Genomic DNA, 26,120 nt, shown 5'->3' with positions numbered 1-26,120 from the left:
ACAAAGGCTACACGGTAGTATTTGTGCGAAAGTTTAGAATTTTCGGCGGTAAGCGTCTACCCTTATTCTGCAATAAACACCCGTTTAACCCGCTCGCTCACATTGGTTAGCAGTTCATATGGAATGGTGCCAATGCGCGTGGCCAACTCCGCAAGCGGCAACTCTGCCCCGAATATTAGGGCTGAGTCGCCGGCTTGGGCTTCCAGAATGGCAGTTACGTCTACCATGCACATATCCATGCATACGTTGCCGATCAGCGGCGCCCGGCGGCCCCGAATTACGACTTCCCCTACCCCCTTGCCGAAGCGCCGGTCGTAGCCGTCGGCGTAACCAATGGCCAGGGTAGCAATGCGCCGCTCATAGTCGGTGGCTTGCCCATGCCGACCATATCCTACCGTAGCGCCGGGGGGTAGGACTTTAATCTGAGAAATGGCCGTGCGTAATGCACTTACCGGCCGCAGCGCATCGGGCTCCTGCCCACTAGCCTCTACCCCATACAGACCAATACCTAAACGCACCATACTGTGCTGGGCCTCGGGGAAGCGCACAATACCCGCCGAGTTCAGGGCGTGCTGCAGAATGGGGTAACCTAAAGCGGCTTCCAGTTGGGGCGTCATGCGCTGGAAAGCTGCTAGTTGTTGGCGGGAGAAGTCATTGTGCTGGGCTTCATCGGCGCCGGCTAGGTGGGTGAGGGCGCTGGCCACGCGCAGATGGGCAGCATTGTCGCGCAGAGTTTGGCAGAGCTCAGGCAGATCTTCTTCCGTAAAGCCCAGGCGGCGCATCCCGGTATCAAGCTTGAGGTGAATGGCCGGTAGGGCATGTTCACGCGCCGCAAGGAGGTAGTCGTGCAGCCGCTCGAAGGAGTAGATTTCAGGCTCCAGATGGTACTGGCGCAACTTCTGGAAGGCATCGGGCGAAGGGTTCATCACCATGATGGGCACGCTGATACCGTGCTGGCGCAGTTCAACGCCCTCATCAGCATAGGCCACGGCCAGGTAATCGACGCGGTGAAACTGCAGTAGGTTGGCTACCTCGTAGGAGCCGCTACCATAAGCAAAGGCCTTCACCATCACCATCAGCTTCACACCAGGCTGCAAGCGCCGTCGGTAGAAGTTCAGGTTATGCACCAGAGCATCGAGGTTGACTTCCAGCACCGTGCCATGAATCTTCTGCTGAAACGCGGCCACAATCCGCTCGAAACCATAGCGGCGGGCTCCCTTCACCAAAATGGTTTCGCGCCGAAACTGGTCGGGCTGAAAACCTGATAGGAAAGCCTCGGTATCTGGATAGAACACAGACTCTATTCCCTGAAACACCGCCCCATACTGACTGATTTCGGGTCCAATGCCAATGAGGCGCTCTACCCCATACGTAGGTAGCAAAGCCGCCGTGCGGGCGTAGAGCTCAGCTCCGCTCAGCCCTGACTCCAACACATCGGAGAGGATGAGGGTGCGGCGGCCGCGGCGGGGCTGGCGCGTAAGAGCATCCAGGGCCAGGCGCAAACCGGCGAGGTCGTTGTTATAGGTGTCGTCGAGGACGTAGCAGTCGTTGAGGGCCTGTTTCATTTCCAGGCGCATGGCTACCGGCTGCAAACGGTCGAGGCGGCGTTGAATCTCAGCGGGAGCTACCTGTCGCCACAGCAGCACGGCTAAGCCGTGAAGGGCGTTTTCCACGGAAGGCTCATCGGCGAAAGGCAGCGTGAATGTGTATTCCTGGGGGCGCGGCCGGGCGCGCTCTACCCGTACCACGGTACGTTCGGCGGAGGCTTCATGAATGGTCACGAGCAGGTCTGCTTCCTGGGCGTCGAAGCGGGCCCGTTGGCGCGTCCAGGCGCTGATAATAGTGCGCTCCGGCCGCAGCTGCTGGCGGGCGGCCGCGTGCACCAAGGCATGGTCGGCGCAGTAAAAAAGCGTATCTACGTTTTCAAACAGCCGCATTTTCTCGGCCACTTTCACGGCGGCGGAGGCAAAGCCGGCATCGTGGGCCGTGCCTAGGTTGGTGAAGATGCCGAGGGTAGGCTGGATGATACGGGCGAGTCGCTCCATTTCGCCGGGCTCCGAAATGCCGGCTTCGAAGATGCCTAAGGTGTGCGTTTCGTTCAGCTCCCATACGCTCAGGGGTACACCCACCTGTGAGTTATAGGAACGCGGACTTTTGCAGATCAACTCATCGGGGCTAAGCAGTTGAGCCAACCACTCCTTGACAATGGTTTTGCCATTGGATCCCGTAATGCCAAACACCGGCAAATGAAAGCGTCGCCGATGGTCAGCCGCAACGTGCTGCAGCGCCGCCAGAGCGTCAGAAACCAGCAGGAAGCTAGCCTCGGGGTAGGCCCCTACCCCTCCATTCGGGATGGAAGCTTCGTTATCTACTACAAACAGCCGCACGCCTGCTTGGTAGAGCTCGGGTAGGTAACGGTGCCCATCGTGCTGGGGGCCGCGCAGGGCAAAGAACACGCTGCCAGCTGGCGTCGTGACTTGTCGGCTGTCCAGCAGCAGCCGGTGTATGGGGGCACCCGAAGCGGGCAGTTGAAGCAGGATTCCGCCGGTTATAGCGGGCAGGTCGGAGAACTGAAGCATAGCAGCGCAAAGGTAGAAGCAGAACAGGGCCGGCTCGCGAAGCCAGCTCCGGCTGCAAAGCAAGGTAGTAACCGCAAGTCCTTCCTTTTGTCAGGGCAATGCCCGCCCAGCCCCTGACGCTGCGGTCCGTTGTACTCCATTTGCCCAATGCTCATAACGTAGGGCCGGTTGCTACCTGCGCTGAGCGGATTAGTCTCTACCCCCTGGTACGGGCTGAACCCTCAGTAGGGATGGGGCCGGGATGGAGGGGTAGCGAACTACGTTAGGCGGTATCTTTGCCGGATAGTACACTTACCTTTTTCTTGTTGAAACTCTCTTCTCATCATCTGGCTGCCTTGGCAGCCTTTCTTATCTGGGGCTTTTTCCCGGTTCCGCTGCGCTGGCTGGCCGGCTATGCCAGTGGACAGATTCTGTTTTTCCGTATTTCTATTTCTCTGCTTTTACTGCTGCTCATGCATGGGGTAGGCCGGCGGACTACGGTGCAAAGCGTGTGGCGGCAGTGGCGGAGCGCTCCGGCCGGGGAGCGGCGGCGGGTGGCCCTTAGCACAAGCACGGGCGGCTTGCTTCTGACCTCTAACTGGCTCCTCTTTATTTATGTAGTAAACGAGGTAAGTGTGCAGGCTGGCTCGTTTGCTTATTTAATTTGCCCCATCCTGACGGCCCTGCTGGGGTTTGTAGTGCTGGGCGAGAAGCTGCGCGTTAATCAATGGGTAGCTATTGGCCTGAGTGCGCTTAGCTGTGCCCTGCTGGGGGTAGGCGAAATTCGGACGCTACTTATGAGCTTGGTGGTGGCTTCTACCTACGCGGCCTATCTCATCAGCCAGCGCAGCCTGCAGGGCTACGACCGGCTGGTACTCCTGACGGTGCAGTTGCTGCTGGCGGCCGTGCTGGTGCTGCCCATAGCACAGCTGCTGGGCGCACAGCCGCTAGCCGGCCTGCACGATACGCACCTGTTGCTAGTTACAGGATTGCTGAGCCTAGGCTTCACTGTTGTACCACTTTTCCTGAATCTGTATGCCCTGAACGTGCTGCCCTCCGGCACTGTGGGCATCATGATGTACCTGAACCCACTGGTCAGCTTTGGGTTGGCATTTCTGTATTTCGGAGAGCGGGCCTCCACTACCCAGGGGGTAGCGTATGGCGTAATTTTACTGTCGGTGGTGCTGTATAATCTTGCTTTCCAGCGCCGCATGCAGCCAACAAACACCTAAAAACGGGTACCTTCGGGCTGTCTGACCGGGCCGTGGGGCGCCGGCGGGCAGTTTTCCGACTTGTTTTAAGCCGAATGACAACTCCTTTCCGTCCGGCCACCGCGCCGCTCTGGCGCCGGGTGCTGCCGCACCTGCTGGCCGTCCTGTTTTTCCTGGTGCTGGCCGCCGTGTACTTCTCGCCCATCCTGTTTGATGGTAAGACCCTGGCCCAGCACGACATTGTGCAGTTCAATGGGGGTGCCCATGAAGCCGCTCAGTACCGGGAGCAAACCGGTCAGGAAGCCCTCTGGACCAACTCCATGTTCTCGGGGATGCCCACCTACCTGATTAGCACCCGCTTCCCAGGAGACCTGAGCGTGTACCTGCACCAATTATTTACCCTGGGCTTGCCTGCGGTGGTAGCTAACTTGTTTCTGGCCCTAGTCTGCGGATACGCCTTGTGCGTGGCTTTGGGCCTTTCGCCGCTGATCAGTGTGGTAGGCGCCACTGCCTTGGGCTTCACCAGCTACAACCTTATTATTCTGGCCGCTGGCCACAACACCAAGAGCCTAGCTTTAGCCTACGCCCCGCTGGTGTTGGCTGGCTTATTGGTCGCCTTCCGACGCAATAAATGGCTGGGCACGGCGCTGTTTGCTTTGGGACTGGCCATGAACGTGCGCTCCAATCACCTCCAGATTACCTACTACCTACTACTGCTCGTGCTGGTATTTGGGGTAGTAGAGCTGATTTTCGCGGCCCGTGAGAAGCGCCTCCCCGACTTTTTCAGCCGCACCATACTACTAGCAGTGGCAGCACTATTGGCGGTTGGTGTAAGCTTTGGCCGTCTTTACACTACCCTGGAATACAGCAAGTACAGCATCCGGGGTAAGTCGGAGCTGAAAACGCCGGCCCCTACCGCACCAGGTCAGGCCCCTACCTCTGCCAACGACGATGAAGGCACAGGCTTGGGCAAGGAGTACGCATTCAGCTACAGCTACGGCATCGGCGAAACCGCAACCCTGCTTATCCCCAATTTCTACGGTGGTGCTTCGCAGATGAAGCTGAGCGACAACTCGGAAACTGGAAAGGCCTTGGCCGCGGCCGGCGTGCCGCCCGTGCAGCTTTCCGACTACCTAGCCCAGATGCCGACCTACTGGGGTGACCAGCCTATTACCAGCGGCCCAGTGTACGTGGGCGCGGTAGTGTTCTTTCTCTTCGTGCTGGGCCTGATGGTGGCCGACCGCCGCACCCGCATTTGGTTGCTCGCCGGCACTTTACTGTCGATACTGCTGGCCTGGGGCAAGAACTTCGAGACGTTTAACTACTTGATGTTCGACTACTTCCCCGGCTACAACAAGTTCCGGGCAGTGAGCATGGCCCTAGTTATTGCCCAATTGGCCATGCCGTTGCTGGCCGTGCTAGCCCTGGCGCGCGTACTGCGCGGCCGTTCGGTGGCAGCTCCGGCAGTAGCGGCCAGCACGCACCCCAGCCTGGCAGCCCTGACTAGTAAACCCACCGATGATGCCGATACGGCGGCCCTCAAAAAGCAAGTACTACGGGCTTTGGCTATTACTGCTGGCCTGTGCGCCCTGGCTTTCCTGGCGGGCCTGGTTTCCGATTTCGCGGCGCCTATTGATGCCCAGCTGCAGCAGCAAGGCTTCCCCCTTGATGCGCTCCGGGCCGACCGCGCTTCGCTGCTGCGCACCGATGTGTTCCGCTCTTTGTTCTTTGTGGCTGCCGCTGGTGGCGTGCTGTGGTTTTTTCTGCAACGCAAGCTTTCGGCCAGCCTCGCCGCTACGCTGGTAGGCTTACTGACCTTAATTGACCTTTGGGGCGTGGATAAGCGCTACCTCAACGACGGTAACTTCCAGCAGGAAACTATTGCCGAGCAGTTTGTGCCCACCCCCGCTGATCAGCAAATTCTGCAGGACAAGGATCCGAACTACCGGGTGCTCAACGTGCAGAACCCATTTAATGAGGCCCAAACGTCTTATTTCCACAAGAGCATTGGGGGCTACCACGGCGCCAAATTGCGTCGCTACCAGGATTTGATTGAGCGCCAGATTTCGCAGAACAACACCCAGGTGCTCAATATGTTGAATACGCGCTACGTTATCGTGCCGGGTCAGCAGGGCCAGCCCCAGCAGGTGCAGCGCAACCCCGGCGCCTTGGGCAATGCCTGGTTTGTAAGCTCGGTGCAGAAGGTGCAGAACCCCGATCAGGAAATCAGCGCCCTGACCAACCTAAACGCCGCTACCACCGCCGTAGTAGATGCGTCCAAGTTTCCCCAGGTGAAGACCTCCTACCCCACCGCCGGCTCCAGCATCGGCCTGACTAAGTACTCGCCTAATGAGCTGACCTATCGGGCAAATGCCGCGCAGGATGGGCTTATCGTCTTCTCCGAAATTTACTACGAAGACGGCTGGAACGCGTATATTGATGGAAAACAGGTGCCCCACATCCGGGCTAACTACGTGTTGCGCGCATTGCCAGTGCCGGCCGGTGTGCACACCATCGAGTTTAAGTTTGAGCCCACGGAATACGCCCTCGGCAACACGGTTTCCATGGTATCCTCCATCCTATTGATTGTTGGGTTGTTAACAGCTTTATACTATGCCATCAAGAGTCGTCCGCAGCCTCATACCATCCAGGACACCATGCTGGCGTAGTAGTGAAATGGGGGGATTGATTAGCCGGTAATTTTGCCATCCTAGTGCGTAAAAGCCCTACCGGAGCGGCCTATAGATAGCCTGCCTACCCCTCCTGCTTGCCCAAAGCCCCAGTGGGGCAACACTTGTCGTTGAACGATAGGCGTTGCCCCACTGGGGCTTTCATCAAACAACCCGTCTATTTTCTACTGATATACTCACCCGTTTAGGCTATCCTTCAAGAGTCAGCGAAACGGTAAACTCAGCAGTTCACTACCATGCTACTACAGCAACTTCAAGAGGCAGCTGCCGACCGGGCCGGGGTACAACTCTTGATGCTGCGCGACGACCTGAACCACCCGGAGCTACCGGGCAACAAATGGCGCAAGCTCAAGTACAACCTGCAGCAAGCCCGGCAGCAGGGCCATACAACGCTGCTAACCTTTGGCGGTGCCTACTCCAACCACATAGCCGCCGTGGCCGCTGCTGGCCGCCTGACTGGTCTGCGTACAGTGGGGGTAGTACGGGGAGATGAACTCCGTAGCCGCCCGCTTAATTCCACTCTGGCCCAAGCGCAGGCAGACGGGATGGCACTCCACTTCCTTGACCGGGCTACCTACCGCCGCAAGCACGAACCTGAAGTAATAGCCGAACTTTTGCAGGAAATCGGCCCGGCCTACGTACTGCCGGAGGGTGGCTCCAACACCCTGGCCCTCCCTGGCTGCGCGGAGCTGATTCCGGAACTTCTTGCCCTCACTGATTTCGATACGATTTGCGTAGCCTGTGGCACAGGTGGCACGCTGGCTGGTTTGCTGGTTGGCTTAGATGGGCAGCGCACGGCCCTGGGCTTTGCGGCCTTAAAAGGGGCCGAGTTTCTGCGCTCCGACATTAATACGCTAACCCAGCAGGCTACCAGACAAACGTATGCCAACTGGGACCTCCGCACCGAGTACCACGGGGGCGGCTATGCGCGCCTGAATCCTGAGCTGCGCCAGTTTGTGCACGAGTTTCAGCAGCGGCACGGCATCCTGCTTGACCCCATTTATACCAGCAAAATGATGGTAGGGGTTCTGGACTTGCTAGAGTTGGGCTACTTCCACAGAGGTAGCACCGTGGTTGCAGTACATACCGGTGGGCTGCAGGCCTGGGCAGGTTTCGGCGGTAATGAGGGGGTAGGCAGTGTGGCTTGACTGTGCTTTAGTGAGCCTCTGAAGCTAATGAACCAAAGTTTCCGGCTTTTAGCTGCAACCAGCGCTCCATTTTTTGCCAGATGGGCATAGCTCCCAGGGCGGCCAAGGCAAACATGTAGGGAAGGACGGGACCAGAGAAACGGACATCGTAGTCTTCAACAGTCAGGGTCACAATGCAGGCCTGCAGCAAAATTACCGCGGCCAGAAACACTCTCATGGTTCGGGCTACCTGCCGCAAAGCCAGGGCGCGGATGGCCAACCAGTACAGTACTGGCAGCACCGTCAGGTTCCAAAGAATATGCAGGGCTGAGAAGTAAGGTTTTGGGAAACCCATAAAGAAAATCAGCTTCCAGATAGCCAGCTGCCCGAAATAGCGAGGGTTGTGCAGAATGAAGTACGCTAACCGCAATACTGGCGCGGCCTCCGGTGGTGGTAGAGTCAGCGGCTCCGTAGGGTGCATCAGGATATCCTTGTACATGAAAATGACCATGCCCTCCTGATAGGTAGCAATCAGCCTGAAGGTAAGCAGCAACTGATTCAGGGCTATCCAAGCCACGGGCAGAAGCAGCACGCATCCAACTCCGACTGACCACTGCACCCGGTGTGAGGCTCGCTGCCTGATTAATATAGCTACTACCAGCACGGCAGCCGCCAAGGCCACAAAACCATTGGGCCGGACGCTGACTGTTATCAGCAGGATCAGCAGGGCAGTTGCCCACCCGGCCTTTGTGCGGGCCCTACCCACTGCCCAGAACGAAAGCAGCAGCAGGCTGGTAAACACTGATTCCGTGAGCAGAAAGGCATTGAAACTCTGAACTTCAAACCACCCGATGTATAGTGTTGTTGCCAGAAATGCCGGCTCCCAAGCACCTTTGGCTAGTTGTCGCACAGCTCGGTACAACGCCACCGCGGCCAAACCTGATAAAGCATATTGCCCCAACGCCATAGCGGTAAGGCCCAGCCCTAGCTTCAGGAAGACACTTAGAAAGAGGGCATAACCCATGTAGCGGTTATGGTGCTCCCTCATAAGATTGCCCTGATCGGCTATCTGTTGGGCATATCTCAGGTAGTGCCCACTGTCGCCGTAAGGGTGGGGGCTGTGGTTTACGTGCCAGCTGATTACCTGGGTCAGCAGCCATAGCAGAGTCAGCAGGGCTATGTGGTAGCGGGCCAGCCAACGCAGCCCCCGCAACGCCCAAGCAGCCCCACTTGACCCAACCATACCGGAAACAGGAGTAGCCATCAGCAGAGAAATGAATTCTCAAAGCTAGCTCGCCTGCTCTGAACTCTCAGGCTGGCCGTCATCTTTCCGGTAGGCTGCGTATATAGGGCCTGTACTGCTCTGCTTCCGTATGCCCCTACCCCGTTTGCTGCGCCGAATCCTGCCCCTGATTTTTTTGCTGGGGCTGGGCTGGTTTCTCTGGACTAAAGTTCGCTCAAGCCTGAGCAGTTTCGAAAACCCGCTTACCCCTACCCCTCAGATTACCGTTACGCACAACACGGTGCTGGAAAAAGTGGAAGGCCTGGGCCGCTTGGAGTTGGTGCGCTACCAATTCAAGGATGTAGTAGAATACAAAAAGAGCACTTACCGCTTTTTGCCCGATGCTAAAGTGGCCCTCATTGTGGCTGGAAATGCCGTGGGCTGCCTTGATCTGCGCAAAGTACGCCCCCAGGATGTAGTGTTGGAAGGCGACTCCATCCTGCGGCTGGCCCTACCCGCCCCCGAGCTGTGTACGTGGCAGGTAGATCATAGCAAGAGCAAAGTATACAGCGTAGAAAATGGCTTTTTTCAGGATGCCGAGCTGGTAGATGCCGGCTACAAATACGCCGAAGCCAACGTGCGTACCGCCGCCCTACAATCGGGAATTTTGGCCCAGACGGAGCAAAATGCTGAGCAAATCCTGCGCCCTATGCTCGAAACCATGACTGGCCGCCGGGTTATCCTGACGCGCCGAATGGAGCTGCCATTGCTGCCTAAGCGGCAGTAGTGGCTAGTCCTCGTCTTCGGGTTCTTTTTCTTTGCCGAAGTCGTCGAGGGCCATTTTAATCAGGTCCGACTCGTAGCCTTTGGCCGTGAGGAACAGTTGAATTTTCTGGCGGCGCAGGCGAGGGTTACGCTCCTTTTCCTGGCGGTCCTTTTTCTCGAGCACGTCCAGCAGGTTCTGGTAATACTCGTCGCCATCAATTTCCTTCATACCGGCCTTAATGCAGTAATCAGACAGGCCCTTTTGCTTTAGCTCCTGCAGAATTCGGCGGCGGCCCCACTTTTTCTGGCGTACGTGGCCCCGCACAAAGCTTTTAGCGTAGCGCTCCTCGTCCAGAAAGTTTTCCCGGCTGAGCCGAATCATGATTTCGCCAGCTTCGTCCTCATCCAAGCCGTATTCGCGCAGCTTGCTTTCCGTTTCCTTAAAGGTGCGCTCCTGGTAGGTGCAGAAAGCTGCAATTTTCTGGAGCGCTTCGGCCGGCGTATAAAACTTCTTCTTAGGTTGATTCATGGCGGGAGGGTAGGGAGAATAGCAACCAGAGCAACAACGCGCCGCTAGGCTAGATTCCGTTCGGCCAAATCTACTACGGCCAACACAAGCGGGTTGCTCTACCTAACGCTAGCTAAGCTGTCAGCCATCTGCTACTGGCCACACTCCTACCCCTATTTGGAGCCTGAACTTGGGTAGTGGCATAGCAATTTTCAACCTTAGACAACCATTGCCCTTGCTATTTCCTCTATCTTGATACCATCTGTGACCAATTATCTGATGCAGCGCTATTTCCTGATTTTACTTTTACTGCTGACTGCCGTAGCGCCCGCCACCGCCGGCATTATCCGGGGCCGCATCACCGACAATAAGGGCGAAGGGCTGGCCTTTGCCAATGTGGCCGTCAGGACGACAACGACCAGCACGGCTTCCAACGAGCAAGGCAACTACCAGCTCCGCCTACCGGCCGGTCGCTACGAGTTAGTATTTCAATACGTAGGATTTAAGCCTTTGCTGCAAACCGTGCAGGTAGCCGGCGGCGACACCGCTACCGTGCTCAACATCACGCTCAGCCCGGAAAGCTACCAGCTGCGTGAGGTAGTGGTGCGCTCCACCGATAAAGACCCTGCTTATACTATTGTGCAGCAGGCCATGCAGTGGCGGCGCTACCACCAGCGCGAGGTAGCAGCCTTCAAGGCGCGCACCTACATCAAGACCCTGGGCCGGTTCACGGATGTACCCGGCAAGATTCTGGGTTTGGTGAAGGTAGGGCCCGATATTAAGCCAGGCATTTTCTACCTCTCCGAAACGGTATCGGAAATGAGCTTCCGGCAGCCCAACGTGGTGCAGGAGCGCATGATTTCCTCACGGGTGAGCGGTGACACCAAAGGCATCAGCTTTAACCGGGCCAGTGCAGGTAGGGGGCTCAATTTCTATCAGAATGTGCTAAAAAGCGGATTTTCGGAGCGGGGCTTTGTTTCGCCGATTGCCGCCAATGCCCCACTTTTTTACCGCTACGAGCTGGAAGGCAGCACCCGCCAGGGCACACTGCTAATTCACAAAATAAAGGTGACGCCACGCCGCCGCACCGACCCTGTATTTGCGGGCCACATCTACATTGTAGATGGTACCTGGCGGCTACATTCCGTAGCCCTCGACCTGAACAAAGATGCCCAGCTTGATTACGTGGATAACCTTCATATCGAGCAGATTTTTTCCCCGGCCCCCGGCCCTTCAGATGTGTGGGTGATGCAATCACAGAAAGTAACGGTAGGCTTCACGGCATTTGGCTTCAAGGGCAGTGGCTACATCACAGCCATTCTTTCCAATTACAAAGTCACGCCAACCTACCCCAACCGCCCCGCCCCTACCACTCCAGCTCCTACCCCCGACGCCCCCGATGAAGCGCCCGTAACCCGCGAAACGGTGGCACAGGTGAAGAAAGAAAAACCCAAGCTGAGCGGCCTCAGCAAGACCATACGCCGGGAAAGCCGCCAAGCGGCCTCCCGCGACACGGCAGGCCTCGGCCTGGGCAAACTGAAGCGGGGGGAAGTGATGCTGGTAGAAAAAGGGGTGAATGAGCGTGACACCAGCTACTGGGCTACCATTCGTCCTGTGCCCCTTACGGCAGAAGAGGAGAAAGACTATCAGGTGAAGGACAGCACCGAAGTAATCCGCAATTCCCGGCCCTATCAGGATTCGTTGGACCGCAAGCGCAACGAGCTCAGCGTAAGCAAGCTGGTCCTGACGGGCTACTCTTACAATAATACCTTCCGGAAGCGCCAGTGGTATATAGCACCGGTATTCAACATTGTGAATTACAACACGGTGGAAGGCTTGGTAGTAAACCCGCAGGCTACCTATACCCAGCGCACCGATGACCGGCGGACGTGGTCAGTGACACCTTCGGTGCGGTACGGCTTCAGCAATGAGCTGCTCAGCCCCAGCATAGCTGCCTCCTGGCAGCTCGATGCCGTGAAACTCTCACGCCTAAGCCTAGTGGTTGGCCGCACCATCGAGAACTTCGACCCTACCAGCCAACTCACACCCTTTATTAACACCTACTATACGCTGCTGGAAAACCGCAACTATGCCAAGCTCTACCGCCGCGACGGGGTGCAGCTGGGCTATCAGTGGGAACCACTCAATGGGCTGACGCTGCAAACCACTGCCAGCTACTTCACCCGCCACGAGCTGCAAAATACTACCTATAAGCTGCTCCGTGACCGAGAGGGCCGAGCTTTCACGAGCAACGAGCCCGTCAATGCCGAGCGCCCCGACGCCACCCGCTTTGGCCGCAACCAAGCCCTCACCACCGAAGTGGTAGCTTCCTTCCGGCCAGGCCAGCGCTACATTACCCGCCCCGATGGCAAGTTCAACCTGGGCTCCAAGTATCCTACCTTCTCGCTTACCTGGCGGCAGGGGGTAGGCGGTGTGCTAGGCTCCGATGTGCGCTATACATTGCTGGAAGCCGGGGTGCGCCACTCAGTTAGTTTGGGCTTGCTGGGCACCAGCAGCTACCGGGTAGCGGCCGGGGTATTTCCGGGCTCCTCCACCCGTTTGTCGTTTATGGATTTCCGCCATTTCAGCGGCAACCGCACCTACCTGACAGAAGATTTCAGCAAGTTTCAGCTCCTGGATTACTACCGCTTCAGCACCGCCGATAAATTTCTGGAGGCACACTATAACCATCATTTCAATGGTTTCTTGCTGAATAAAGTCCCGCTGTTGAGGCGCCTGCAGTGGCAGGAAGTTGCCTCACTTAACTACCTTACTACCCCCACGGCCAATCACTATCTGGAGCTAGGGGTAGGCGTAGAGCACGTATTCAAGGTTCTTCGCGCCGACTTTTACACCAGCTTCCAATCGGGCCAGCGCGCTGGTACCGGCGTACGGGTAGGCATCGGGTTTTAGCCTACAAAAAGCCCCCGGGAATACGACAGCTACTTTGCTACCGTATTCCCGGGGGCTTTTCTTAAACGCGGCAACCTATTTAAGCTCCTCGAAATCAACGTACTCCCCACCCTTGAATTCCTTTGGCTTCTGAGGTTTGGCGCGGGGTGGTACATAATCGACGTGCACCTCACTGGAAGAAGCTGAGCTAGGCCGCTGCTGCGGGCGGGGCGGCGTGAAAGGGTCGCCACCAAACTGTTGACCAAAACGTTGGGCTTGTTTTTTCATCAGATTGCCAACCACCAGCCGGAGCACTACGGGCATCACGTAGCGCATTATCAGCCAGAGAATCAGCAGGACGAGCAGGAATTTGACCATTAGCGAAGCTCCGAGCCCGGAGCTGGGGAAACGGGTTGAAAGTAGAAATCAGCCGTGACGGCACTGTTTAGCTGCGCTTCAGAACACGGTACAAGCTCAGAACGCTCGGAAAGTACAAATGGTTTATAGCCGAGCTTGGCCAGCAACCCTGTTACAGCCCGCCGGTTTTCCAGACCGTTCAGCTCCGTCTGGATAAGCGGCCGAAACTGGCGTAGCGTGGCCTGCATATGCCGAAACACCTCGTACTCAAACCCTTCTACATCACACTTTACAAAGTCAAGGCGAGGTAGGGTTTTGAACAATTCATCGGGCACGCGCATGGGTACTTCGTAGGTGCGGGCGTAGCGCTCCTGGGTATTACTGGCGGCTACTTTGGTCATACCGTGGTGCAGCAGCCCGTCGCGCTCCGGCGTACCCATTTGTACAGTGGTGTTCTCTCCACCAAGGGCATATGGCAGCAGCGTAAGGTTCTGGTAGCCGCTCAGGCGCACGTTATCTTTCCAAATTGCCTGAAAATCGGGAATGGGCTCCACGGCCAGCACTTGCCCCTGCGGCCCCACCAACCGCGATAACGCCACGGAGTAATAGCCTAGGTTGGCGCCAATATCCAAGCACACGAAGCCGGGCTTCACTATTTGCTGCAGAAAGAACAGCTCTGGGTATTTCTGCCGGCCCCAGCCCGCTCCTACTAGGCGCAGATACACGCGGCTTACCAACCGAATGTACCGTTCAAAACCTAGTGTGCGGATCAGCAGCTTGCGCAGTTGTTTCATCATAGCAGCGCAAAGATGCCGGAAAGCCGGGAATTCATCTGTTTTCTCCTTACTTAGCAGCTGCTTACTACCCCTATCACATTACGTTAACTCTATGTCCTTACCACAACCTACTCGGTTCTTTCTGGTACTTCTGGGCTTGCTGCTGAGCCGTTATGCTCAAGCCCAAAAACCTGTTCCGGGCTACGTTATAACGGCCGGCCGCGACAGTTTGCGAGGTGCCATTCAGATTCACGAGGAAATTGATCAGCAACTGCGCGTCGAGTTCATTCCGCTGTATGCTCTACAGCCTATTTTTCTGGATGCACATCAGTTAGCAGCCTACGGGTATATTCACAAGAAAGACACCGTTCGGTATGTGGCCCTACCCATTTCCTTTAGCAAAAGCCAGCCGCCTTTCCGGGTATTTCTGCGGCAGCTGGTGGCCGGGCCAGTAGCACTGTATGACTACCGCTATAGCCACGTGCCCTTGCGCACACGCCCCTATGGTAGCAACACCCTACCCATCTTTCGGCCGCTAAGTCGCCAGACTAACCTTTACACCAACTTCACCCTGGTAGTGCACCGGGAAGGCGAACCAAACCTGCAGGACGTGCGAGGGTGGGACTTTGCCGCAGATGGGTCCCGTTACTTCAGCGACTACCCTGAGCTAGCCGCTGAGCTCCAGGCGAAGAAGTATCGATCTGACGATGTTGCCAAAGTGGTGCGCCGCTATAATGGCTGGCGCCGCAGTCAGCCGCTACAGCCTTAGTCAGCAGTTGCTCTGGCACTCCGGGTCCACCCCGCCGAGACGGCCGCCGCTACCACTCCACCGAGCAGGTACCACGCTACCGTCATAGCTTTGGTTTGCGAAGTGCGGTTGCTGGGCCCATCACCTAACCCCATGGGGCCAGGAAGTACCACCCCGCCTACCCCAGCTGCCAGGCCTAAGGCCACACCTCGCCACCACACATGCCGGCCACTACCTACCAAACTATAGTATAAGCCGTTGCTAAGCACGTCGCCGGCCAGGGTGAGTACATAAGCGCTCTGCTTATCGGGCTGTGGGGCGTTGGCCTTGAACAGTAACCGACGCAGGCCCCGCTCTCCCAAAATATCCATGCGGGGCGCATCCACGGGGCGCAGGTGCCGCACTGTTTCGTGCACTACATTTAGAACTAAAGCACCTACCAGGCCGCTGACCAGCGCCTGCACAGGGTTCGAAGAGGAAACAGTGGTGGTCGGCTTCATAAGAAAGTAGGGGGTAGCACTCAGGGTTGGTTTTCCTAAAAAATTACGGGGAGGGCTTGCGTGTTGTTCGCGGGGCTTTCTATCTTTGCTGCCCCTGGCAGGAATGCTGCCGCGGAAATGCCTCTTTAGCTCAGTTGGTAGAGCAGCTCATTCGTAATGAGCAGGTCGTTGGTTCGAGTCCAATAAGAGGCTCTGAAACGCCGCTTCCCCATCAGAAGCGGCGTTTTTATTTTCAGTTAAAACATAAAAAGCGGGCGGCAAGAATGATTCTTGCCGCCCGCTTTTTATGTTTTTTGGCTTTACACTGCAGGCTTACAGGTCGGCAGCGTAGTCATCTTCGCCGTAGCTGCGAGTAGCGCCACGATAGACTGAGTCGTTGGAGCTATTCCACTTCGAAGACGACGAGGAAGAATCGTTTTTGCTGTCGGCAGAGGAGCCCCGGTATGCGCGGTAGGTTTCGCCTTTTGCGCTGCTGCTTTTCGAACGCAGTGCCAGCCAGCTCAGGCCACCAGCCAACAGAGCGCCGCCAATTACCTTTTGGGTAGGGCTCATCTTGTTTACCTGGCCTATAGCTTTAGTGCCCAGATCTTTGATCTGCTGCACATCAATATTCTTCAGCCACTGCTGCTGATCCAGCCACGACTGCTGCCCGGATGGGCTCTGCTGCTTTGACTGATCTGCTTTAGCGGACTTATTCTGGCTACCGCCGGCACTAGGCTCGTTGTAGGCCGAAGAAGCCGAGTCGTCGCCACCCTGAGAGGTTTCGTTGGCGGGCGTAAAGGTGATGTGCTTATGGGCAGGAGCGCCGGGCTGGGAAGATTTTTGCGTGCTCATGATAAGGAGAGGTTAAGGTTAAGTCGTATCTAAACCAAGCCATTGGCCGGTTCCCTCCCCTATTCGTGAAAAGCCAGTTGAAGGTTATAAAGCGTCGTCAAAAAATAGCTGATAACCGCTATACTCTTACTTGGCTTTGGGGGTAGGATGCCGCTCTGCTGCGCTAGGCAGGGGTAGGCCCGCAGCGTACAAATGGGCATCGCGCTCCGCGGCTTCCCGGGCCGCTACCTCAAACGGAATATTATAGTAGCCATGCCGTGCCCAGTCGCGGAGGTAGCGTACCAGAAAGCCTAAGCGCCCATACTGCTCAAACTGCCGGATGTGTTCCATCTCGTGGGCAACCCAAAATGGGTCGCGCAAAAACTGTTCTTTACTGGCACCGCTCAGGTGAATGCTTCGGCCCAGCACCATTGCCACCGAAGTAGCGCCTAATTTAAGGCGGGCTAAACGGGCAAAAGGCGAATTCTCAACAATGCGCGGAAGCTCCATAATCAGGTAAAAATTGGGCCGGATTATACGCATAGTATTTTGAAGGGGTTGAGAAACCGAGCATGATTTTTCTTAGAATTCGCTGCTTTATAAGAAGAACTTTATCCAAATTTGAGACGAAAGCTTGGCAGTTCCGGATTTTTGAGGCTAGCTTTATCCAACAGTCATCGAACTGAACAGTAGTTTCGGCGACTTCAAAGACGATTTATCACCCTCTTTTGTCATCCGGTTAGCCCGGTTGCCTATCGAAAAAAAGAAGCACGCTTACACTGCCCGGTAGCCCCCGGCAGTGCTTTTACCACCTCCCGACGGACAATGAAGAATAGCATACTGTATTGCCTCGCCGCGGCCTCGATGGTCCTCTCTTTTTTCTTCGAAAAATCTCCCTCTGCTGCTTCGGCAGCTCCCACAGTTCAGGAAGCTTCTTTCCTCAGCGGTTTGCTCTCCGGCGACGACGATGAGCCCCGCCTCCTAACAGCCTCCGATTCTTTGGCCTATGACAAGGCCGCCCATCGGTTGGGCATTGACGCCAGCTACACCGAGGATAAATCTTTGCTGGAAACTGTGGTATCGTGGTTGGGCACCCCTTACCGCTACGGCAGCAACAGCAAAAGCGGCACCGACTGCTCAGGCTTCGTGACCCGCGTATTTAAAGAGGCATACGGTATTACCCTGCAGCGCAGCTCCCGCTCCATGTTCAGCAGCGTGAAGCATGTGCAGAAGGACGAAATGCAGACCGGCGACTTAGTCTTCTTCCGTCGCGGACCGGGTCAACCCATTTACCACGTCGGCATTTATCTGAAAGACGGTAAGTTTGTTCATTCCGCTACCAACGGGGGCGTTATGGTAAGCTCCCTGAACCAGGCCTACTACAGCCGCAATTTCTACGCCGCTGGCCGCGTGGAGCACTAAACCCCGATTTATTGGCTCAGGCTCTCAAGCGCCTCGTTCTGCGGAACGAGGCGTTTTTTGTTATTTGCTATCCTCTTCCGACAAAAAACCATTTCGCCCTATCGGAGTATAGCACACCGCTGGGGCATGGTTCTGCTCCATCCACTTTCCTCTCCCTCTACCGTCATGGACAAGCACAATCCCAAAGGCGACCAAATTGCCTCTTCCCCGCTCTTCAAGAAGTTTTTGGGGAAAGCCGAAGAATACATCAAGAAGCCCACGCGCATGAAGCAACTGCTGAATGACGCCTATCAGAAAGCCAGCGAGAAAAACGATGTAGGCTCCATTGCCCACGACGCCTGGCAAACTATGCAAACCTTGTTCCGCCTGATTCGCACGTCGATTTCCGGGGAGTACACGGGCCTACCTACCTCTACTGTTATTGCGGCTGTAGCGGTTACTATTTACTTCCTGAGCCCCGTCGATTTGATTCCGGACTTTATTCCGGTGTTAGGCTTACTAGATGACGTAGCCCTGGTCGCTTGGTTCAGCACGACTATTAAGGAAGAACTAGATAAGTTTCTGGAGTGGGAACGGACCCACCCATCCATCATCACCGATGCCGTGATTGTGGAAGATAAAAAAGCTGCGGAGCCCTCTATGCCACCCGTGGAAGCCCCAGACGTGAACAACCCCACCGGTTTTTCCAATACCGATTCTGGCATTAGTGCTCCTGATAGCAGCAAACCTGCCCCAGCCAGCATTACCGACGTTCGGCCCGGCGAGTCTACCTCTCACCCCGACGCCAATGCCAACACTACTGACAGCAGCCGCGAGCCGCGCTTGAGCAGCGACTCGGGACGCCCCAATGGCGGCGACCCAGGCGGCAACGTCCGCTAGCCCCCTACCCCCTCTGAACAGACGAAACCCCACCGGGTACCTCAACATATAGTTGGGCGCCCGGTGGGGTTTCGTCTGTTCAGAGGGGGTAGGAATGTGGCTTCAGGGGAGAAACCACGCCTGGAGCTAGAGTTAAGCGGCCTTAGCGTGCGAAGCTACATAGTCCACAAAGTCGCCGACGGTAGCCAGGGGCACTTCGTCGGGGATGGTAATGTGGAAGTTTCGCTCCAGTTCCAGAATAATATCTACCACATCTACCGTGTCGAAGCCCAGCTCCTGGCTGAGGCGGCTACCGATACGCAGGCGGTTGGCCTTGATTGCCTTCCGCTTGCTGATGATGCGCAGCACCTGCTGCTGAATTGATTTGGGGGCAGTAGTCGTTGAGGTAAACATAGGGAGAAACGACAGAGTACGAAGGGGTACTAAAAAACCGGTGGGCTGGGCCACTACCCCGCCCATTTGGGCGAATGAGTGCGCAGCCAAAGCAAATGGTTGCAGGCACCACCGTAAAATCTGGCGGGTGAGGTAGGCCCGGACCGAGTGGCCCGGGCTACTTCACAAGTCGCTTAATATTCAGCCAGCACCGGAGGGCGGGCAGCCTCGGTTTCTTCCGGGGTGGCGTGGGTATCGGGGGTCTTATTCAGGCGCAGCTTCAGGCTTTCCGTCAGCAGGTACATTACCGGTACTACTACCAGCGTAATCACCGTCGCAAAAACCAGTCCGAAGATGATAGTCCAGGCTAATGGTCCCCAGAACGTTACCGACTCGCCACCGATAAAGAAGTGAGGCTCAAAGGAGTTGAACATCTCATAAAAATCGACGTTCAGACCGATAGCCAACGGAATCAGGCCCAGCGTGGCGGCCGTAGCCGTCAGGATTACGGGGTTCAGACGGGTCCGACCGGCCAGCACAATGGCTTCGCGGAGCGGCATACCCTGGCTGCGCAGAATATCGGTGAATTCAACCAGCAGAATACCGTTTTTCACCACGATACCGGCCAAGGCAATAATACCTACGCCCGTCATTACAATGCTGATGTTCATGCCCGTGATGGCCAGGCCCAGCATTACCCCAATCACCGAGAAGATAATTTCGGTCAGGATGAGAATGGGCTTGCTGACGGAGTTGAACTGCATTACCAGTACCAAGAAGATGAGGGCGAAGGCACCCAAGGCAGCTACCCCCAAGAAGGAGCTTGTTTCCTGCTGATCTTCCTGTGCGCCACCCATCCGGATGCTGTAACCGGGAGGCGTGGGGTAGGCTTTCAGGGTCGTTTCAATCTGCCGTACTACATCGGGGCCTGTGAAGCCGCTGAGCACGTTAGAAGAAATGGTGATTACGCGCTTCACGTCCTTGCGCTTGATACCACCATAGGTAGTACCGTAACGCACATCAGCCACAGAGGAAATGGGCACCTGCCGCACGGCGCCGGTAGCGTCGCGGAAGGTCAGGGGCGAGTTCAGGATGGCGTCCACATCGGAGCGGTAAGGCTCGGCGTAGCGCACCTGAATCGGGTATTCATCGTCGGGGGTCTTGAATTTGCTGGCTTCCGTACCGTAGATGGCCGTACGAACCTCCGAGCCGATCTGAGCCGTGCTAATGCCTTCGCGGTTAGCCCGAATCCGGTCGATGTCTACAGCAATTTCCGGGTTCCGGTCTTCCAGGTTCGAGCGCAGCTGCTCAATACCACCGATGTTCTTTGACTCGATGTAACGGGTTACGTCTTTGGAGAGCTTGATGAGGGTAGGATAGTCGTCGCCGGCTACCTCAATAGCAATGGGCTTACCCGTAGGCGGGCCACTCGCTTCCTGGTCAACCGAGATTTCAGCTCCTGGGATACCTTTCACCACGTCCCGAATCTTGTCCATATAGGTCCGGGTTTCGGGGCCGGTCCGCTCGCTCATCTCCTTGAAGGCCACGGCAATCTTGGCCAGGTTCGACTGCGAGGTACCTGAAGCCGAGGCCTCACCGGGGTCGTTGGCGCCAATAGCCACGTTGGTAATCACCGATTCCACATCGTGGTTGTCTTTCCCAATTACGCCGTAGATGCGGTTTTCCAGCACACGAGCTACCGAGTCCGTTACCTCTACGCGAGTACCCACTGGCATCTTCAGATAGGTGTAGATGAACTTGGGGTCACCGCTGGGGAAGAAGTCTACCTTGGGGCTACGGGCACCTACTGCGAAGACGGACACAAAGAATAGTACTACCATGCTGATCATGACCAGCGCCGGGTGGCTTATAGCCCAGGTAACTACACGGGCGTAGCCGTTCTGGAAGCGAGGCAGCACCTTGGTCTGGAAGCCCGCAATCCAGTGCACGAACACGAACTTATCGAGGAAGCAGAACAGAATGATGAATACCGTCAGGTTGCCCACGAACGGCGAGCCAGCGATGTAGCCAATCACGGCAATCAGGGCTAGCACACCCATGGCAATCAGGAAGTTCTTGGTCAGCTTAGGCTTCTCGCCGCTGTGGTGGTCTTCGCGCTCCATGAACGACACGGCAAATACCGGGTTCATGATGAAGGCTACAACCAACGACGACATCAAAGTCAGGATCAAGGTAACCGGCAGGTAGAACATGAAGCTACCTACTATCCCCGGCCAGAACATCAGCGGCACGAAAGGAGCTACCGTCGTCAGGGTACCGGCCAGAACCGGAATGAATACCTCACCGGCAGCGTACTTAGCAGCTTGGGCTGTGGTCAGGTTGGGGTGCTCGTGTAGGAGTCGGTGGGTGTTTTCGATAACCACAATGGCGTCATCCACCACAATACCCAGGGCCAGCAGGAAGGCGAAGAGCACAATCATGTTCAGCGCAAACCCAAAGCCTGGCAAGAGCACGAAGGCCAAGAACATGGAAATTGGCACGGAAAGGCCCACGAATAAGGCGTTGGTGGTGCCCATGAAGAACATCAGAATCAGCGTTACCAGAATAAAGCCGATGATGATGGTGTTAATCAGGTCGTGGAGCGTCACACGGGTGTCGCTGGAGGTATCACCGGTTACGGTAATGGTCAGCTCCTTGGGGAGGGTCTGCTTCGACTCGTCAATAATCTGCTTGATCTTGTCGGAGGCGTCAATCAGGTTTTCGCCCTGGCGCTTGATTACGTTCAGCGTAACGGCGGTTTTGCCGTCTAGGCGGGCGTAGGATTCCCGGTCTTTGAAGGCATCCGTAACGGTCGCAATATCACCGAGGCGCACGGCGGCGCCGTTTAGGTTTTTCACCTGGATATTGGCAATGTCGGCGGCCCGCACATACTGGCCCGCTACGCGCACAGCCCGCTTCTGCTCACCCACGTTGATAGAGCCACCCGAAATGGTGATGTTCTCACGAGCAATGGCGGCGCTTACGTCGCTGAAGCCCAGGCGAGAAGCCCGCAGGCGGTTCAGGTCCACGTCTACGTTTACCTGCTGCTCCAGGGCCCCGATGATGTCGACCCGGGTAATTTCGGGCAGGGCCTCAATCTTATCCTGGAAGTCGTCAGCGTACTTTTTCAGCTGGCTGGTGGTCAAGTTACCGGCCAAGTTGACGTTCATGATGGGCAGCTCCGAGAGGTTTACTTCCTGCACGGTGGGCGGCGAGGGCAAATCGTTGGGCAGCTCGTTGCTGGCCTTGTCCACGGCGTCCTTGATGAGCTGCTTGGCATACTGCACGTCTACGCCCGAGTTAAACTCCACGTCCACGATGCAGTAGTCCTGGTTCGAGGTCGAAGAAATCTTCTTCACCCCGTTTACCGATTTGATTTCCTTCTCCAGCTGGCGCGTCACCAGGTTTTCGATGTCGGTGGGAGAAGTACCGGGGTAAATCGTGGCCACGATGATACGCGGAATCACGATATCCGGAAACTTCTCCTTGCCCAGCTTGATATAGGAGAAAATACCCGCCACGCAGAGCAGCAGGGTGATAATGTAAATACTGGTTTTGTTGTCAATCGACCAGGAGGTCGGCTTGAACTCTTTCTCTAAATCCTGCATGAGTTCTGGTTTTGACGTTCTGATGGTAGCCGCGCTCCTAGCCTACCCCCACCGGAGGAAGCCAATGAGCGGCAGCAACTACAGGCTAACAGCCTGGCCTTCATTCAGATTCTGATAGCCCGCAGAAATTACCTGGTCGCCGGGTTGCAGGCCGCTGGTTACTTCCACTTTGCCGTTATAGGTATTCCCGGTCTGGATAACGCGCTTGGCTGCCACTTTCTGACTGCCTTTGTCGCCTACCACCAGCACGTAGCTGTTCTGCTCATCTTTCTGCACCAGATCAACGGGTAGTACCGTAGCGTTCTGGCGAGCGTAGTTCTGGATGCGCACGTTCACCACCATGTTAGGACGCAGCTGGCCCGCTTTGCTGGGGTTGTCGAGGCGCAACTCGGTAGTAAAGGTTCGGCTAGTGGGGTTAATGGTGCTGGTTACTACCCGCACTGTGGCCGACATTTCTTCGCTGCCCAGGTCCGGAATAGTAATCAGGGCTTTGTCTCCAGCCTTGATGCGCGAAGCATAAGCTTCTGACACATCTACCACAATTTTGCCGTTGCCGCTGCCGCTGAGCAGCTTCACCACGGGAGCACCGGGAGCTACCGTTTCACCCAGCTTGGGCAGTACATCATCTACGGTGCCGCCAAAGGGAGCTACCACGTTGTAGAGGGCCCGCTGCTGGTTCAGGGAAGCTAGGTTGCGCTGCAGAGCCTGGTAGTTGTTTTTAGCCTGCAGGTACTGAATCTCAGTTCCAATTTCCTGCTTCCAGAGGCGGTCCTGCTTTTCGTACACCACGCGGGCCAGGTCCATACGAGTGCGCAGCTCGGCAATGCTGGCTTCCAGCACCGAGGCATCTACGGTAGCCAGGGTTTGGCCTTTACTCACCCGGTCGCCGCGCTGCACACGCACGCTGGTAAGGGTACCGGCCGCGCGGGCCGCTACCGTCGCATTCTGGTCGAAGTCAACCCGACCCTGTACTTCGAGGTAGCTCTTGAAGCTCTCAGGAGCCACTTTGATTACCGATACGGGGGTAGTAATTACTGTATTTGCACTGGGGCCAGCCTTGGCTTCCAGCTCGGCAATCTTGGCCTGGTTGGCTGCTTGCTCTTGTTTCAGCTTAGCCAATTCAGCCTTCGGATCTTTCTCTCCGCCGCAGGCGGTCAGCAGGCCCAAAGTCAGCAGAAAGGCAGAAGTAGTGTATTTCATGTCGGGAGAAGCTAGTAGACTAGGAGTTAGGAGCTAGAAGAGATGGTAACGCGGTTGGGTCAGAAGCTTCTAGCTCCTAGCTTCTGACTCCTGACTCCTTATTGCTTGGCTTGGTTGTATAGCTCGCCGGTGGCTTTGTCGCGGTCCACTTTGGCTACCAGCACGTCGTAGAGGGCGGCGTAGTAGTTGGTCTGGGCCTCGCGCAGGGAGGTTTCGGCAGTTACTACCTCTAGGTTAGAGCCTACCCCCTCCTTGAACTTAATCCGCGATACACGCGCTACCTCATCGGCCAGCTCCAGATTCGCTTTCTGGCTATCCAACACATCGAGGGCGTTGATGAGGGTAGTGCGGCTTTGGGCATCCTGCAAGTCGATGCTCTGGCGCAGGGTTTCGAAGCCACGCTCCAGGGTTTGCTGCTGAATGCGGGCCTGCTGCACTTGGTACTTGCGGCGGAAGCCATCAAACACCGGAATCTGCAGGCTCAGGCCCACGTTGCCGAAACCAAACCAGTTCTGGTTCGGGAAACCATTAGCCGCCCGCGAGTCGGGGCCACGAAAGGCAAACAGGTCACCACGGTTATTAGCCGAACCAGTGAAGCCGTACGCAGCCGTCAGGAGCAGGCGGGGGTAGGCGCCAGCCCGGCGGTTAGCCAAGTCGAGGCCCGCCAAGGCCTGCTGGGTTTCCAGCGTCGAAAACTCAATGCGGTTGTTGTAGTTGAACGTCGCCGCCAACTGCCCTGGGCGGGCACCGCTGAGGGCCGTCTGCTGGTCTTGGCGGTTTTGCGCGTCGGCGTTATCAGTGGTAGGGGCCGGGGTCGTAGGAACTCCGCCCAAACCACTAACCCCACCTCCGGTAGCAAAACTGGCTACCCCCAAGCGCTGGCGCAAAGCTCCGGCGTCTACCACGGCGGAGTTCAGCGAGTCGGTGAGTTGCACGGCCTGCTCCTGGGGCAGGCCCATCTGGAACTTCAGCAGAGCTACGCTTAGCTCCGTGAGGCGGGCCGCCTTTTGTTGCTCCACCACCAGGTTGTTGCGCTGCACCTGCAGGCGCTGCACGTCCAGCTTCTCGGCAAAACCTGCCTTGAACGTCTGGTTGGTTTGGTATAGAATAGTATCGAGGCGCTGTACGTTCCGGGCCAGCAGTTGCAGCCGCTCCCGGGCTACCAGGGTGCTATAGTAGGCTTTACTCACCTGCTCCACCACGTCGATTTCTGCCTGCTGGGTTTGCTTCTTGGCCAGATCCTCGTACACCTTCGCGGCGCGTAGGCCAATCAGGTAAGCCCCATCGAACAGCAGCTGCGACACGGAGGCGCTGGTGTTGCCTGCGTGACGCAGACCAAACGCCAGCGCCTGCGGCGGCACCGGCTCCGCGGGCAGCGTAACCGACGACAAGTTTACAGTTTGTCCGCCTTGGGCGGCCGCTAGGTCGCTGGGGGTTAGCTGAGTAGCCGAAGAGCCGCCGGCAAAAGAGCCAAAATCCACTAGGCTTTTCTGCAGCTTGAAGTTATCAGCCAGGTTCGCTGCTACGCTCACCTGCGGAAGCCCGGCAGACCGGACCTCGCCTACCCGCGCACGAGCCGTCTGCTCACCCAGGCGCGTAGCCAGCAACGATGACTTGTTCTGGATAGCATATTCAACGGCCTGTTGCAAAGACAGGGGCATATTGCCCACAGCTGCCGGCTGTCCGACCGACGCCGGCCGCGTGGCTGGCGTCTGCGCCAGTGCGGCACCAGCGGGGGCCAGCAGGCCCGGGCCGGCGGCCAGCAACAAAACGCGAAGATTGTTTTTCATATAAGGAAAGCAGGTGATGAAGCTTATTCTTCTTCCGTCACATGACGGTACTCATTAATGAGCTTGTGGCCTTTCAGGGTCACCATGCCCAGCAGGAAATGCTCGTTGCAGGCCATTTGCACGCGCGGCTGCTCGAATTGGGCATGCGGGAAAATTTCGGGGTCGAATAACACGTCTATTTGAGCCAAGCGCAGGCGCGAAAGCACTTCAATGTCCAGATCGGCGCGGTAGAGGCCCTCGGCTACTCCCCGTTTCAGGTTGGCTTTGATCTGGCTCAGGATGTACTTGTTTTTATGCGCGTGAAACAGGCTCCAAGCCTCCGGATAGTACTTGCGCAAATCGTGAATGGCGGTGGGATTAACGTTAGAAAATTGGCGCTTGGCCCAATCCATCATCTGCACCATCTCATCCACGGCATTCTCCGCCTGATTGACAATGCCTTCGCACTCGCCCTGCACTCCATTCAAATGACTGGCAATGCCGGCTGACACGATCTGGTCCTTGTTTTCAAACCACTTGTACAGCGTCTTTTTCGAGATGCCTAGGTGGCTGGCAATATCATCCATCGACACCCCTTTAATTCCGTTGCGGGTAAAGAGGTGGAGGGATTCCTGTAAGATTCTGTCCTTAATTTCCATGACTGCGGGAGCAAAGATACGACGGAAACTTTTAATGATTCCAT

General features: G+C 56.6%; 20 protein-coding genes, 1 tRNA gene and 1 pseudogene. 9 read left to right on the top strand and 13 right to left on the bottom strand.

Translation table 11 applies throughout. From position 1 onward, the window contains the following. Positions 1–62: 62 nt before the first annotated feature. Positions 63–2,579: a bifunctional UDP-N-acetylmuramoyl-tripeptide:D-alanyl-D-alanine ligase/alanine racemase gene (locus DNI29_RS15265; protein WP_110978986.1), complete on the bottom strand. Its 2,517-nt coding sequence runs from the start codon at positions 2,577–2,579 to the stop codon at positions 63–65. 305 nt (positions 2,580–2,884) lie between these two features. On the opposite strand from DNI29_RS15265, the gene DNI29_RS15260 reads away from it, so the two are divergent. From DNI29_RS15260 to DNI29_RS15250, 3 genes are all read left to right on the top strand, one after another. Then, positions 2,885–3,790: an EamA family transporter gene (locus DNI29_RS15260; RefSeq protein ID WP_162303626.1), complete on the top strand. Its 906-nt coding sequence runs from the start codon at positions 2,885–2,887 to the stop codon at positions 3,788–3,790. Positions 3,791–3,864: 74 nt separating this feature from the next. Then, positions 3,865–6,438 carry a YfhO family protein gene (locus DNI29_RS15255; RefSeq protein ID WP_110978984.1) on the top strand — a complete coding sequence of 858 codons (2,574 nt, stop codon included), beginning with the start codon at positions 3,865–3,867 and terminating at the stop codon, positions 6,436–6,438. A gap of 257 nt (positions 6,439–6,695) precedes the next feature. Continuing rightward, a complete protein-coding gene (locus DNI29_RS15250) occupies positions 6,696–7,607 on the top strand; it encodes a 1-aminocyclopropane-1-carboxylate deaminase/D-cysteine desulfhydrase (RefSeq protein WP_110978983.1) in 912 nt (303 codons plus the stop codon). Positions 7,608–7,614: 7 nt separating this feature from the next. Here the strand turns inward: DNI29_RS15250 and DNI29_RS15245 are convergent, their stop codons facing one another. Next, entirely contained in the window at positions 7,615–8,850 is a 1,236-nt protein-coding gene (locus tag DNI29_RS15245; protein WP_123823273.1) for a hypothetical protein, read from the bottom strand. A 109-nt stretch (positions 8,851–8,959) separates the two neighbouring features. Between DNI29_RS15245 and DNI29_RS15240 the strand changes: the two genes are divergently transcribed. Beyond that, positions 8,960–9,595: a DUF4230 domain-containing protein gene (locus DNI29_RS15240; protein ID WP_110978981.1), complete on the top strand. Its 636-nt coding sequence runs from the start codon at positions 8,960–8,962 to the stop codon at positions 9,593–9,595. A 3-nt stretch (positions 9,596–9,598) separates the two neighbouring features. Here the strand turns inward: DNI29_RS15240 and DNI29_RS15235 are convergent, their stop codons facing one another. Next, the gene (locus DNI29_RS15235; RefSeq protein WP_110978980.1) at positions 9,599–10,102 is read right to left on the bottom strand and encodes a regulatory protein RecX; all 504 of its coding nucleotides are present in this window, start codon (positions 10,100–10,102) and stop codon (positions 9,599–9,601) included. A 231-nt stretch (positions 10,103–10,333) separates the two neighbouring features. Between DNI29_RS15235 and DNI29_RS15230 the strand changes: the two genes are divergently transcribed. After that, positions 10,334–12,994 carry a DUF5686 and carboxypeptidase regulatory-like domain-containing protein gene (locus DNI29_RS15230; protein WP_123823272.1) on the top strand — a complete coding sequence of 887 codons (2,661 nt, stop codon included), beginning with the start codon at positions 10,334–10,336 and terminating at the stop codon, positions 12,992–12,994. A 75-nt stretch (positions 12,995–13,069) separates the two neighbouring features. On the opposite strand, the gene DNI29_RS15225 is transcribed toward DNI29_RS15230, so the two are convergent. Then, entirely contained in the window at positions 13,070–13,351 is a 282-nt protein-coding gene (locus DNI29_RS15225; RefSeq protein ID WP_110978978.1) for a DUF4834 family protein, read from the bottom strand. After that, entirely contained in the window at positions 13,351–14,127 is a 777-nt protein-coding gene (locus tag DNI29_RS15220; protein ID WP_110978977.1) for an FkbM family methyltransferase, read from the bottom strand. The genes DNI29_RS15225 and DNI29_RS15220 overlap by 1 nt, the downstream gene beginning before the upstream one ends. Before the next feature lie 91 nt (positions 14,128–14,218). On the opposite strand from DNI29_RS15220, the gene DNI29_RS15215 reads away from it, so the two are divergent. Further along, complete coding sequence (locus DNI29_RS15215) at positions 14,219–14,875, top strand: hypothetical protein (protein WP_110978976.1); 657 nt, start codon at positions 14,219–14,221, stop codon at positions 14,873–14,875. Here the strand turns inward: DNI29_RS15215 and DNI29_RS15210 are convergent. Next, positions 14,872–15,354: a hypothetical protein gene (locus DNI29_RS15210; protein WP_110978975.1), complete on the bottom strand. Its 483-nt coding sequence runs from the start codon at positions 15,352–15,354 to the stop codon at positions 14,872–14,874. The two genes, DNI29_RS15215 and DNI29_RS15210, sit on opposite strands and share 4 nt — an antisense overlap. Before the next feature lie 119 nt (positions 15,355–15,473). Between DNI29_RS15210 and DNI29_RS15205 the strand changes: the two genes are divergently transcribed. Next, a tRNA-Thr gene (locus DNI29_RS15205) sits at positions 15,474–15,546 on the top strand. Between the two features lie 120 nt (positions 15,547–15,666). Here DNI29_RS15205 and DNI29_RS15200 read toward each other — a convergent pair. Next, positions 15,667–16,188, bottom strand: coding sequence for a hypothetical protein (locus DNI29_RS15200; RefSeq protein WP_110978974.1), 522 nt, complete (start codon positions 16,186–16,188; stop codon positions 15,667–15,669). A gap of 126 nt (positions 16,189–16,314) precedes the next feature. Further along, entirely contained in the window at positions 16,315–16,710 is a 396-nt protein-coding gene (locus DNI29_RS15195) for a hypothetical protein (protein WP_238388106.1), read from the bottom strand. Between the two features lie 282 nt (positions 16,711–16,992). Here DNI29_RS15195 and DNI29_RS15190 point away from each other — a divergent pair, with 282 nt between their 5' ends. After that, complete coding sequence (locus DNI29_RS15190; RefSeq protein WP_110978973.1) at positions 16,993–17,589, top strand: C40 family peptidase; 597 nt, start codon at positions 16,993–16,995, stop codon at positions 17,587–17,589. 126 nt (positions 17,590–17,715) lie between these two features. After that, positions 17,716–18,108 (top strand): annotated as a pseudogene (locus tag DNI29_RS25255) (YkvA family protein); the annotation flags it as partial. Positions 18,109–18,600: 492 nt separating this feature from the next. Here the strand turns inward: DNI29_RS25255 and DNI29_RS15180 are convergent. The 5 genes from DNI29_RS15180 to DNI29_RS15160 all read right to left on the bottom strand — a co-directional run bounded on the left by DNI29_RS15180 (position 18,601) and on the right by DNI29_RS15160 (position 26,076). Then, positions 18,601–18,861 carry an acyl carrier protein gene (locus tag DNI29_RS15180; protein WP_110979111.1) on the bottom strand — a complete coding sequence of 87 codons (261 nt, stop codon included), beginning with the start codon at positions 18,859–18,861 and terminating at the stop codon, positions 18,601–18,603. A 173-nt stretch (positions 18,862–19,034) separates the two neighbouring features. Continuing rightward, positions 19,035–22,448, bottom strand: coding sequence for an efflux RND transporter permease subunit (locus DNI29_RS15175; protein ID WP_110978972.1), 3,414 nt, complete (start codon positions 22,446–22,448; stop codon positions 19,035–19,037). A gap of 78 nt (positions 22,449–22,526) precedes the next feature. After that, positions 22,527–23,648, bottom strand: coding sequence for an efflux RND transporter periplasmic adaptor subunit (locus DNI29_RS15170; RefSeq protein ID WP_110978971.1), 1,122 nt, complete (start codon positions 23,646–23,648; stop codon positions 22,527–22,529). 98 nt (positions 23,649–23,746) lie between these two features. Continuing rightward, positions 23,747–25,438 carry a TolC family protein gene (locus DNI29_RS15165; RefSeq protein WP_110978970.1) on the bottom strand — a complete coding sequence of 564 codons (1,692 nt, stop codon included), beginning with the start codon at positions 25,436–25,438 and terminating at the stop codon, positions 23,747–23,749. A 23-nt stretch (positions 25,439–25,461) separates the two neighbouring features. Continuing rightward, positions 25,462–26,076, bottom strand: coding sequence for a TetR/AcrR family transcriptional regulator (locus tag DNI29_RS15160; RefSeq protein ID WP_110978969.1), 615 nt, complete (start codon positions 26,074–26,076; stop codon positions 25,462–25,464). Between the last annotated feature and the right edge of the window lie 44 nt (positions 26,077–26,120).

Origin of the sequence: Hymenobacter sediminis, assembly GCF_003231285.1 — a bacterium.
Lineage (GTDB): Bacteria > Bacteroidota > Bacteroidia > Cytophagales > Hymenobacteraceae > Hymenobacter > Hymenobacter sediminis.
The sequence above is the reverse complement of the archived record's forward strand: the minus strand, read 5'-3'. Positions and strand labels throughout refer to the sequence as shown.

Coding starts and splice junctions, on each gene's coding strand:
- DNI29_RS15195 (WP_238388106.1), bottom strand. CDS start 16,710: ATGCGTATAATCCGGCCCAATTTTTACCTGATTATGGAGCTTCCGCGC.
- DNI29_RS15210 (WP_110978975.1), bottom strand. CDS start 15,354: ATGAAGCCGACCACCACTGTTTCCTCTTCGAACCCTGTGCAGGCGCTG.
- DNI29_RS15245 (WP_123823273.1), bottom strand. CDS start 8,850: ATGGCTACTCCTGTTTCCGGTATGGTTGGGTCAAGTGGGGCTGCTTGG.
- DNI29_RS15220 (WP_110978977.1), bottom strand. CDS start 14,127: ATGATGAAACAACTGCGCAAGCTGCTGATCCGCACACTAGGTTTTGAA.
- DNI29_RS15215 (WP_110978976.1), top strand. CDS start 14,219: ATGTCCTTACCACAACCTACTCGGTTCTTTCTGGTACTTCTGGGCTTG.
- DNI29_RS15265 (WP_110978986.1), bottom strand. CDS start 2,579: ATGCTTCAGTTCTCCGACCTGCCCGCTATAACCGGCGGAATCCTGCTT.
- DNI29_RS15250 (WP_110978983.1), top strand. CDS start 6,696: ATGCTACTACAGCAACTTCAAGAGGCAGCTGCCGACCGGGCCGGGGTA.
- DNI29_RS15160 (WP_110978969.1), bottom strand. CDS start 26,076: ATGGAAATTAAGGACAGAATCTTACAGGAATCCCTCCACCTCTTTACC.
- DNI29_RS15175 (WP_110978972.1), bottom strand. CDS start 22,448: ATGCAGGATTTAGAGAAAGAGTTCAAGCCGACCTCCTGGTCGATTGAC.
- DNI29_RS15165 (WP_110978970.1), bottom strand. CDS start 25,438: ATGAAAAACAATCTTCGCGTTTTGTTGCTGGCCGCCGGCCCGGGCCTG.
- DNI29_RS15225 (WP_110978978.1), bottom strand. CDS start 13,351: ATGGTCAAATTCCTGCTCGTCCTGCTGATTCTCTGGCTGATAATGCGC.
- DNI29_RS15240 (WP_110978981.1), top strand. CDS start 8,960: ATGCCCCTACCCCGTTTGCTGCGCCGAATCCTGCCCCTGATTTTTTTG.
- DNI29_RS15190 (WP_110978973.1), top strand. CDS start 16,993: ATGAAGAATAGCATACTGTATTGCCTCGCCGCGGCCTCGATGGTCCTC.
- DNI29_RS15255 (WP_110978984.1), top strand. CDS start 3,865: ATGACAACTCCTTTCCGTCCGGCCACCGCGCCGCTCTGGCGCCGGGTG.
- DNI29_RS15235 (WP_110978980.1), bottom strand. CDS start 10,102: ATGAATCAACCTAAGAAGAAGTTTTATACGCCGGCCGAAGCGCTCCAG.
- DNI29_RS15200 (WP_110978974.1), bottom strand. CDS start 16,188: ATGAGCACGCAAAAATCTTCCCAGCCCGGCGCTCCTGCCCATAAGCAC.
- DNI29_RS15170 (WP_110978971.1), bottom strand. CDS start 23,648: ATGAAATACACTACTTCTGCCTTTCTGCTGACTTTGGGCCTGCTGACC.
- DNI29_RS15180 (WP_110979111.1), bottom strand. CDS start 18,861: ATGTTTACCTCAACGACTACTGCCCCCAAATCAATTCAGCAGCAGGTG.